The following is an 8094-nucleotide window of genomic DNA, read 5'->3' as shown; positions in this document are numbered from 1 at the left end:
AACATGAATCATGAAGCGAGGCTCATACCATGACTAACGCCAAGGCAGCTTTCCCGACCATCTGGGATCAGGTCGATGCCCGTCCTGTCTTCATGCCCCTGATGCGTGGCCTGTGGCGCGGCATCATGAAGATGGCAGAGGCTCTGTGCGAGTCCCGCGCACGCCGCGGTTTCCTGCCCCACGTGTGATGGGGCTCCCGAGTTCAACAGATAGAAGCGCAAGTGGCTGTTTTTCCAGAAAACACGTTTCTGAAATTGGCACTACAACCACCTTCAAGCCTTGCAGGTGGTTGATTTTTTGATAGAAAGGCGAGAAATCGTAACGCTCTCTTCCGTTACCACCTGCATAGCAAGATACAGCCCAGCTGGCCAAAATCGCAAGGAAACGGCTCAAAACGTGTCACTACAGAGATTCTGTCAGGGAGTTGCTAACTCACTGAATTTTCAATCCACAGGTGCCGATTTCAGGCCAAAATCGGGCTGGAAGTGTCGAACTCGGGGGGGCTACACACCCTGACGTCATGCGCAGGGTGCGGGTAGGCAGTAATCAAGTAAGCCCGGGCCATCTGGCCCGGGCTTTCTCGATAAAGCGACCCCAAGGGGAGAGGCGCTGGTTACACCACGCCCTGGTCGATCATGGCGTCGGCTACCTTGCGGAAACCGGCAATGTTGGCGCCCAGTACCAGGTTGGTGGGCTCGCCGAACTCCTCGGCGGTATCGGCACACTGCTTGTGGATATTGGCCATGATCTCCTTGAGTTTGGCGTCTACCTTTTCCAGGGACCACTGCTCCATGCTGCTGTTCTGCGCCATCTCCAGCTGGCTGGTGGACACGCCGCCGGCGTTGGCGGCCTTGCCGGGGCCATAGGCGATCTTGGCATCCAGGAAGAGTTCGACAGCATCTGCTGTGGAGGGCATGTTGGCGCCTTCGCTGATGCAGGTGGCGCCGTTGCCCAGCAGCGTCTCGGCATCTCCCTTTGTCAGCTCGTTCTGGGTGGCGCAGGGGAAGGCCGCATCGGCCGGGATGCGCCACACGGCATGGCCGTCGCGCGGATAATCGCCTACCGGGATATGGGTCGCCTCCGGATGCCTATCCAGATACTCCTCCAGTGAAACGCGCTTGACCTCCTTGAGTTCCTTGAGCAGCTCAAGGTCGATACCGCGTGGGTCATGGAGGGTGCCGCTGGAGTCGGAGCAGGTGATGGGAGTGGCGCCCAGCTCATAGAGCTTCTCGATGGTGTAGATGGCCACGTTGCCGGCACCCGAGACCAGGCAGGTCTTGCCTTCGATGGTTTCGCCACGGGCTTCGAGCATGTTCTGGGCGAAGTAGACCGCACCGTAGCCGGTGGCTTCCTTGCGGCCGATAGAGCCGCCCCAGTTCAGCCCCTTGCCAGTGAGGACGCCCTCGTAGCGGCCGGTCAGGCGCTTGTACTGGCCGTACAGATAGCCGATCTCGCGGGCGCCCACACCGATATCCCCGGCCGGCACGTCGGTGTTCGGGCCGATGTGGCGAAAGAGTTCGTTCATGAAGGACTGGCAGAAGCGCATGATCTCTCCGTCCGACTTGCCCTTCGGGTCGAAGTCGGAGCCGCCCTTGCCCCCACCGATCGGCAGGCCGGTCAGGGCGTTCTTGAAGATCTGCTCGAAGCCCAGGAACTTGATGGTGCCGGAGGTCACGCTGGGATGGAAGCGTAGGCCACCCTTGTAGGGGCCAAGCGCCGAGTTGAACTGGACGCGGTAGCCTTTGTTGACCCGTACCTTGCCGGCATCGTCGGTCCAGCAGACGCGGAACATGATCTGGCGCTCGGGTTCGACCATGCGTTCGATGATGCCGTGGTCGTGGTAGTGGGGGCTGCGCTCGAACAGCGGACGCAGACACTCGAGGACCTCCTCGGCGGCCTGGTAGAACTCGGTCTGGGCGGGGCTGCTCTTGCGGAGGCGTTCGAGGGTGTCGTGAACGTAGGGCATGGTCGCGTCCTGTGTAAGGGTGTATTCCTGTCCGCCGCATGGGCGGCCAACCTGTAGGGGGTTCAAGGGTACTCAATATATAGTAATGCACCATTATGCATCAACTGTATAGGCTATGCGTTGGATAGACATTGATATGAGCCAAAAATGCTTGAAAATGTCCTTTATTGGCGCACCAAATGGATGCATAAATTTATCTTCATAGATGTTTATTAAACGATAAGGTGTTTCTCGGACCACTGGCAATCCGGCTGATATGATGGGTGGCGTCACCCATCGCGGAGAGTTCGACTTGACCCTGACCACGCCGGCACTGCTGTTTCCGGCCATTTCGCTGCTGCTGCTGGCCTATACCAACCGCTTCCTGGTACTGGCTCAGCTGATTCGCAAGCTGGCCGATGAGGAGCGCAACCAGCACCAGGAAGCCAATGCCCGGCAGATTCTGCTGCTGCGACGGCGGATCTCCCTGACCAAGCGCATGCAGCTGGCCGGTGTGTTGAGCTTCCTGCTCTGCACCCTGTCGATGTTCGCCCTCTTTCTGTCACTGGAACTGACCGGTATGGTGCTGTTCGGTGCAAGCCTGGTGACGCTGTCGGTGTCGCTGATCTATTCCCTGTGGGAGATCCAGATCTCCACCAATGCACTGAACGTCCAGCTCCAGGATATCGAGGAGCTGCTGGCATCGGGCCCGGCCAGGGATGAGCGTCGGAGGCGTGAGGCAGGATGAGCCAGGTGCCGATGGAACTGCTGTTCTATTGCCGACCAGGCTTCGAGCGCGATCTGGCCGAGGAGGTCGCCGACAAGGCCGGCGAGGCCGGGTGGTCGGGGGAGGCTTTTCATGCTGCTGGAGGCGGCTTCGTGCGGTTCCGCCTGGCGGGTGATGAGCCCGCCAATGGCCTTCATCGTGCCCTTCCGCTTCGCTCGCTGGTGTTTGCCCGCCAGAGCCTGGTGGCGCTGTCGCCCTTGTCGCTCTCCCGTGAGGACCGGCTGTCGCCGATCCTCGAACAGTTGGCCGAGAGCGGCTGGAGCTTCGAGAGTGTCTGGCAGGAGACGCCCGACACCAATGATGGCAAGGCCCTGGCCGGTCTGACCAAGGCGCTGTCACGCCCGCTGGAATCACTCCTGGCCAAGCGCGGGGCCCTGAGGCGCAAGGCCGGAGGGCGGCGTTTGCACCTGCTGTGGAGCGCCGGTGACCGGGTCCAGCTCGGCATCAGTTTCCCCGGCAATCGAAGCGAGCTGCCGGGGGGCATCCGTCGGCTGCGCTTCCCCCAATCCGCGCCCAGTCGCTCGACGCTGAAGCTGGAGGAGGCGTGGCACGAGTTCGTGCCACGCCCGGAGTGGGACGAGCGTCTCGCCGAGGGAATGCAGGCGGCCGACCTGGGTGCCGCCCCCGGGGGCTGGACCTGGCAGCTGGTCCATCGTGGCATGCACGTCTATGCCATCGACAATGGCCCGATGAACAAGGCCCTGATGGCCACGGGGCAGGTGGAGCACCTGCGTGAGGATGGGTTCGTGTGGGAGCCGCCCTATCGGCTCGACTGGCTGGTCTGCGATATCGTCGACAGGCCCGCTCGGGTCGAGGCCATGGTGGAGCGCTGGCTGGTGCGTCGCTGGTGTCGTGAGGCGGTGTTCAACCTGAAGCTGCCGATGAAGCGTCGCTGGCCCGAGGTGGCGGCCTGCCTGCAGCGCCTGGAGGAGGCCCTGGCAAGGGTTGGAGTGGCCGCCGAGATTGGCTGCCGCCACCTCAATCACGATCGCGAGGAGGTGACGGTGCACGTGCGGCTGCTCGAGTAGCGGCAGCTGGTCGACGGCGGCGCGGAGTCAGTGGGTGGTCGGCTCGTAGATGCGGATGCGCTCTTCCTCGGTGAGCAGTGGCAGCAGGCGCTGCATCACGCGTGAGCGCTCCTCGCTGGTGTACCATTCCTTCCAGGCGCGCAGGTCGCGCCATTTGGTGATCATCAGACGTCGATCGCTGTGGCCGAGTTCGACAAGGCTCTCGCCGCCCACGAAGCCCCTGGCTCCCAGGGAGTGGCGCATCGCCTCGCGGGCGGCCTCCTCGTACTCCTGCTCGAGACCCGGCATGATGCGGCGTTCGATAATGATCTTGATCATCTAGCATGCTCCGACTGATGTTACCCAACGACGAGGCCATCGATGGTTGATTCCCGTGACGTCCCTCCCGCGGCGGCGCCCGATTTCCAGGTCGAACTCGACACCTCTGGGCTCTACTGCCCCGAGCCGATCATGCTGATGCACAACAAGGTGCGCGACATGACGCCCGGTGAGGTGCTCAAGGTCATCGCCAGCGATCCGGCCACCACCCGGGATGTGCCGAAGTTCTGCCAGTTCCTGGGCCATGAGCTGATCCATCGGGAGGAGCTCGAGGACCGCTACCTGTACTTTATCCGTTTGGGCTAATCCTGTCCCGCCGCCATCCACGGCGGCTTCTTCAGGGCGACGCCGCGGAGCTTTCCGGCATCACCATCAGGGCGAGCGCCTCCAGGGTCTCGGGGTCCTCGCGGCGGATGCGGTTGGCGATCTGACGCTGAAAGAAGTAAACCACTCGGTGGCGGCTGTGCCCGGGGTAGAGGCAAGGGTCGCACGGCAGGATCGGGGTCGACTCCACCAGCCGCTCGTCGGCCAGCAGCGCCTCGATGGTGCCGTCGCTGTAGAGTCGCCAGCCGAACACCTGCTTGAGCTGCCAGGGGGCGTCGCCCTCATCCATGCACAGGGCGTGGGTGCCTTGGGTCTCGGGGATCTGCTGGATAAGGGTAACCTGATCGGTCTCCTCGTAGTCGAAGTAGGCTGCGGCGTGCTCGAGCTCCAGGACCTTGTGCTCGGGGGCCAGCTCGAAGAGCTCCTCGGTCTCGGGGTCCCGGTAGCCGACGAAGCTGCCGTGCTCCGGATCATCCAGGCGGTGGCAAGGCGTCAGCGCCTCCATCCAGGGGACCAGGCCGACCACTTCGCCATCCTCGCGGAGTCCCCAAGCCAGCAGCGGCATGCCATAGAGGGTGTCCGGGCTGGAGGCCAGGCGATAGACCATCTCAAGGCCGTCCAGCTCGGGAGCGAGGCGAATCAGGCGGCGCCTGGCCTGCTGACGCTGGCGCATCGTCTCCAGGTCGATGACCCGGCAGGGGCGGGGTGACAGCGGGATTCCCATGACGTTCCTCCACAGGCTGCGTGATCACGGCATCGGCGCGGGGAGCGAAGCTCCTCCTACCCGAACGGAAGCGCACTGCGTCACTCTGGCTCCCACCAATATCACAGTCGGTCGGCCAGGTTAAGTCCCGCAGCGCCGCTCATGGTCGCGGCGCAGCGCCAGGTGCCGGTCCCTGGCGTCCTGGAAGGCAAGCAGTGGTGTCTCGGGGTTGCCTGGGGAAAGCCAGTCCCGGTGGTAGGCGTGGACCGCCTCGGGCGGGGAGCCCAGGGAGTCGAACAGCGGATCGAGCCGGGTCATCCACTCCCCGGCGGCCGCGTCGAGCGCTCCCAGCCACGCCGCCAGGCGCTCGTCGTCCTCGTTGTCATCCAGCGTCGAGCTGAGGGCGGGGCCCTGGCAGCCATCGTGTCGGGCGAGGGCCAGCTTGATCAGCGCCGAGGCCTCCTCCAGGCGCTGGGTGCCCAGCATCAGGGTGCGCAGCAGCTCGGCCGTATAGGGGCGTCCGTTCAGGGCGCGCAGGTGTCCCTCGAGTTCCTCGAGGTCCGGCAGCGGGGCATCGTCCAGCGGTGCCTCGGTCAGCGCCTGGAGGTAGGCGAGGGCGCCCAGCTGCGCCTCGGGGGGAGAGAGTGCTGTGGTCGCGAGCGGGGAGCTGACCCGCGAGAAGCTGCCGGCCCACTCGTCGGAGCCGAACAGACCATTCCAGGCGACCTCCGGCAGCTGCTCCGTCTTGGTGGCGGTCAGTCGCTGGAGCCGCTCCAGGTCGGCCTCGCCGAGTCGCTTGGGCACTTCGCTCGCGAGGCAGGCCTCCAGGCGCGCCCAGAGCATCAGTTCGTAGCGCCACTGGCTGCTGGCCGGCGCGACGCGCCCCAGGGCGCTGTTGCGTTCCGCCACCAGGGTGGTGATATGGCATTCGCGCAGGGCATAGACGTTGAACAGGCCCTCCCGCGTCTCGGGAATCCTCACCAGGCGGTCGCGGCGCTCGGGGAAGGCGCCGATGTTGTGCGGGGCCTCGGGGGAGGGAGGCGTCAGGTCGAGCCGATCCGCCAGGCTGCGCTGGTAGTCGATCAGCAGGGCGTCGCTGTCTGCCTCGCCGCCACCGCAGGCCGCGAGCAGGCCGCCCAGCGCGGCGGCCAGCAGCAGCGGCACGGACCGCCTAGAGATGATCATGGATCGCTCCTCGCTCGCCATCTGCCACCGCCTTGCCGATGCGTCTGAGCCGCACGCCCAGCAGCAGCGCGGCGGCGGTGAGTCCCGCGATCAACCCCACCCAGTAGCCGTGAACGCCCATGGGGTCGACCAGGCCGGGCAGGCCCCGGGTGCCGAGCCAGTGGCCACCGGCCAACCCCACCAGCCAGTAGGAGGCCAGGGTGATCAGCATGATGATGCGGGTGTCCTTGTAGCCGCGCAGGGCGCCGGCCAGGTTCACCTGCAGCGAGTCCGAGACCTGGTAGACCATGGCCAGTAAGACCAGCGAGAGGGCCAGGCGTTGCACCGCCGCGTCGTGGGTGTAGAGACCGATCACCGGTTCGGCGGTGAACCACAACAGGGCGCCGTTGAGCAGCGCCACCAGCACGCTGACGGCGATGCCGTTCCAGGCCACCTGGCGGGCGTAGGCGGGGCGTCCCTGGCCCAGGGTGTTGCCGACCCGCACGGTCAGCGCCATGCCCAGCGACAGCGGCAGCATGAACAGGATGGAGGTGTAGTTGAGGGCCACCTGGTGGGCCGCCACGGTGACCTCGCCGAGGCTGGCGACGAAGAGCGCGATCAGCGTGAAGAGGGTCACCTCCACGAAGATCGCCACCCCGATGGGCAGGCCCACGTGCAGCAGCGCGCCGATGACCCGCCAGCGCGGCGGGGCGGGCGAGTGCCAGAGCGACACCTCGCGATAGGCTCGAGCGCGGCGGGTATAGAGGGCCATGGCCAGGCACATGGCCCAGAGCGACAGCGCCGTCGCGATGCCGCAGCCGAAGGCGCCAAGGGCGGGCAGCGCCTGGAACCCGGCGGGCAGCCAGTCGCCGAACAGGCCGGTCAGCCCCTCGCCGCCGTGGATCAGCACATAGTTGCTGGGGATATTCACCGCCAGGCCGATCAGGCTGATCCACAGCGAGGGCCGGGTGTGGTTCATGCCGTCGGAGAAGGCGCGCAAGGCCTGGAAGAGCGCCGCGCCGGGCATGCCGAAGGCCACCGCCGAGAGGTAGGCCGCCGAGCGGTCGGCCACCGTCTCCGGCACGTCCATCAGCGCGAAGATCGGCGTCACCGCAAACCACAGCAGGAGCGCGGCGGCGATCCCCAGCGCCAGGGCGACCCACAGCGCCTGGTGCACATGGGGGCGAATCTCCCGGGTGCGCCGGCCGCCCAGCAGCTGGGCCACGATGGGGGTCAGCCCCATCAGGGTGCCGGTCATGAACAGCATCAGCGGCAGCCACAGGCTCGAACCCACCGACACGGCGGCCAGGTCGGTGGCGCTCAGCCGTCCGGTCATCATCACATCGGCCACGCTCATGCCGGCCTGGGCGAGCTGGGCGCCACAGATCGGCAGGGCCAGGGCGAGCAGGAGCCGCGTCTCCCGGCGGCCGGTGTGGAGCAGGCGGGTGAGGACGGTGGGCAAGGTCAGTCGCTCCAGGCAGAGGGCGTTCCCGGTGGGCGCGGGAAGCCGACCATCATAGCAAGGCCCGGCCCCCTTTGGCCCGCCCCGGCCAGCCCCTATAATGGCGCTCCCCCCCTGCCATGGAGCCTGCGTGAACCACCGTCTCGAGGATATCATTGCCCTGTTCGACGGCCTGTTCGGGGAGACCCTCGCCACCCGCCTGATGCGTGGCGGCGACGAGCCCCTCTACCGGCCGGCCGATGCCGAGTGCCCCTATCATCGGGTGATCTTCGCCCGGGGCTTCTATGCCAGCGCCCTGCACGAGATCGCCCACTGGTGCATCGCCGGGTCGCGTCGCCGCCGGTTGGAGGACTACGGCTACTG

The 8094-nt window shown here is 65.8% G+C and carries 10 protein-coding genes; 5 read left to right on the top strand and 5 right to left on the bottom strand.

Annotation, left to right across the window (positions count from 1 at the left end; translation table 11 throughout):
- Positions 1-29 precede the first annotated feature (29 nt).
- Positions 30-188, top strand: coding sequence for a hypothetical protein (locus tag J5F18_RS14895; protein WP_346299352.1), 159 nt, complete (start codon positions 30-32; stop codon positions 186-188).
- A 425-nt stretch (positions 189-613) separates the two neighbouring features.
- Here J5F18_RS14895 and gdhA read toward each other — a convergent pair whose 3' ends face one another.
- Positions 614-1966, bottom strand: coding sequence for an NADP-specific glutamate dehydrogenase (gene gdhA, locus J5F18_RS14890; protein ID WP_346299351.1), 1353 nt, complete (start codon positions 1964-1966; stop codon positions 614-616).
- A gap of 292 nt (positions 1967-2258) precedes the next feature.
- On the opposite strand from gdhA, the gene J5F18_RS14885 reads away from it, so the two are divergent.
- Together J5F18_RS14885 and rlmM are read left to right on the top strand one after the other, a co-directional pair.
- Complete coding sequence (locus J5F18_RS14885; RefSeq protein ID WP_346299350.1) at positions 2259-2693, top strand: DUF2721 domain-containing protein; 435 nt, start codon at positions 2259-2261, stop codon at positions 2691-2693.
- A complete protein-coding gene (gene rlmM, locus J5F18_RS14880) occupies positions 2690-3760 on the top strand; it encodes a 23S rRNA (cytidine(2498)-2'-O)-methyltransferase RlmM (RefSeq protein ID WP_346299349.1) in 1071 nt (356 codons plus the stop codon). The genes J5F18_RS14885 and rlmM overlap by 4 nt, the downstream gene beginning before the upstream one ends.
- A 27-nt stretch (positions 3761-3787) precedes the next feature.
- On the opposite strand, the gene J5F18_RS14875 is transcribed toward rlmM, so the two are convergent.
- On the bottom strand, positions 3788-4078 hold the full coding sequence (locus J5F18_RS14875) for an antibiotic biosynthesis monooxygenase family protein (protein ID WP_346299348.1): 291 nt from the start codon (positions 4076-4078) through the stop codon (positions 3788-3790).
- 42 nt (positions 4079-4120) lie between these two features.
- Here J5F18_RS14875 and tusA point away from each other — a divergent pair, with 42 nt between their 5' ends.
- Positions 4121-4384 carry a sulfurtransferase TusA gene (tusA, locus tag J5F18_RS14870; RefSeq protein ID WP_346299347.1) on the top strand — a complete coding sequence of 88 codons (264 nt, stop codon included), beginning with the start codon at positions 4121-4123 and terminating at the stop codon, positions 4382-4384.
- Between the two features lie 31 nt (positions 4385-4415).
- Here the strand turns inward: tusA and J5F18_RS14865 are convergent, their stop codons facing one another.
- The 3 genes from J5F18_RS14865 to J5F18_RS14855 form a co-directional block, all read right to left on the bottom strand.
- Positions 4416-5126: a hypothetical protein gene (locus J5F18_RS14865; protein WP_346299346.1), complete on the bottom strand. Its 711-nt coding sequence runs from the start codon at positions 5124-5126 to the stop codon at positions 4416-4418.
- Between the two features lie 120 nt (positions 5127-5246).
- The gene (locus tag J5F18_RS14860; protein ID WP_346299345.1) at positions 5247-6290 is read right to left on the bottom strand and encodes a DUF3080 family protein; all 1044 of its coding nucleotides are present in this window, start codon (positions 6288-6290) and stop codon (positions 5247-5249) included.
- Positions 6277-7731 (bottom strand): MATE family efflux transporter, encoded by a 1455-nt coding sequence (locus tag J5F18_RS14855; protein WP_346299344.1) that lies wholly within the window; start codon positions 7729-7731, stop codon positions 6277-6279. The genes J5F18_RS14860 and J5F18_RS14855 overlap by 14 nt, the downstream gene beginning before the upstream one ends.
- A 130-nt stretch (positions 7732-7861) precedes the next feature.
- Between J5F18_RS14855 and J5F18_RS14850 the strand changes: the two genes are divergently transcribed.
- Positions 7862-8094: elongation factor P hydroxylase (locus J5F18_RS14850; protein WP_346299343.1), on the top strand; the 233-nt coding region annotated here is incomplete at its 3' end.

The sequence above is a fragment of the Halomonas sp. BM-2019 genome (genome assembly GCF_017584085.1).
Note: the sequence above shows the minus strand (reverse complement) of the source record. Positions and strands in the feature narration are given on the sequence as shown.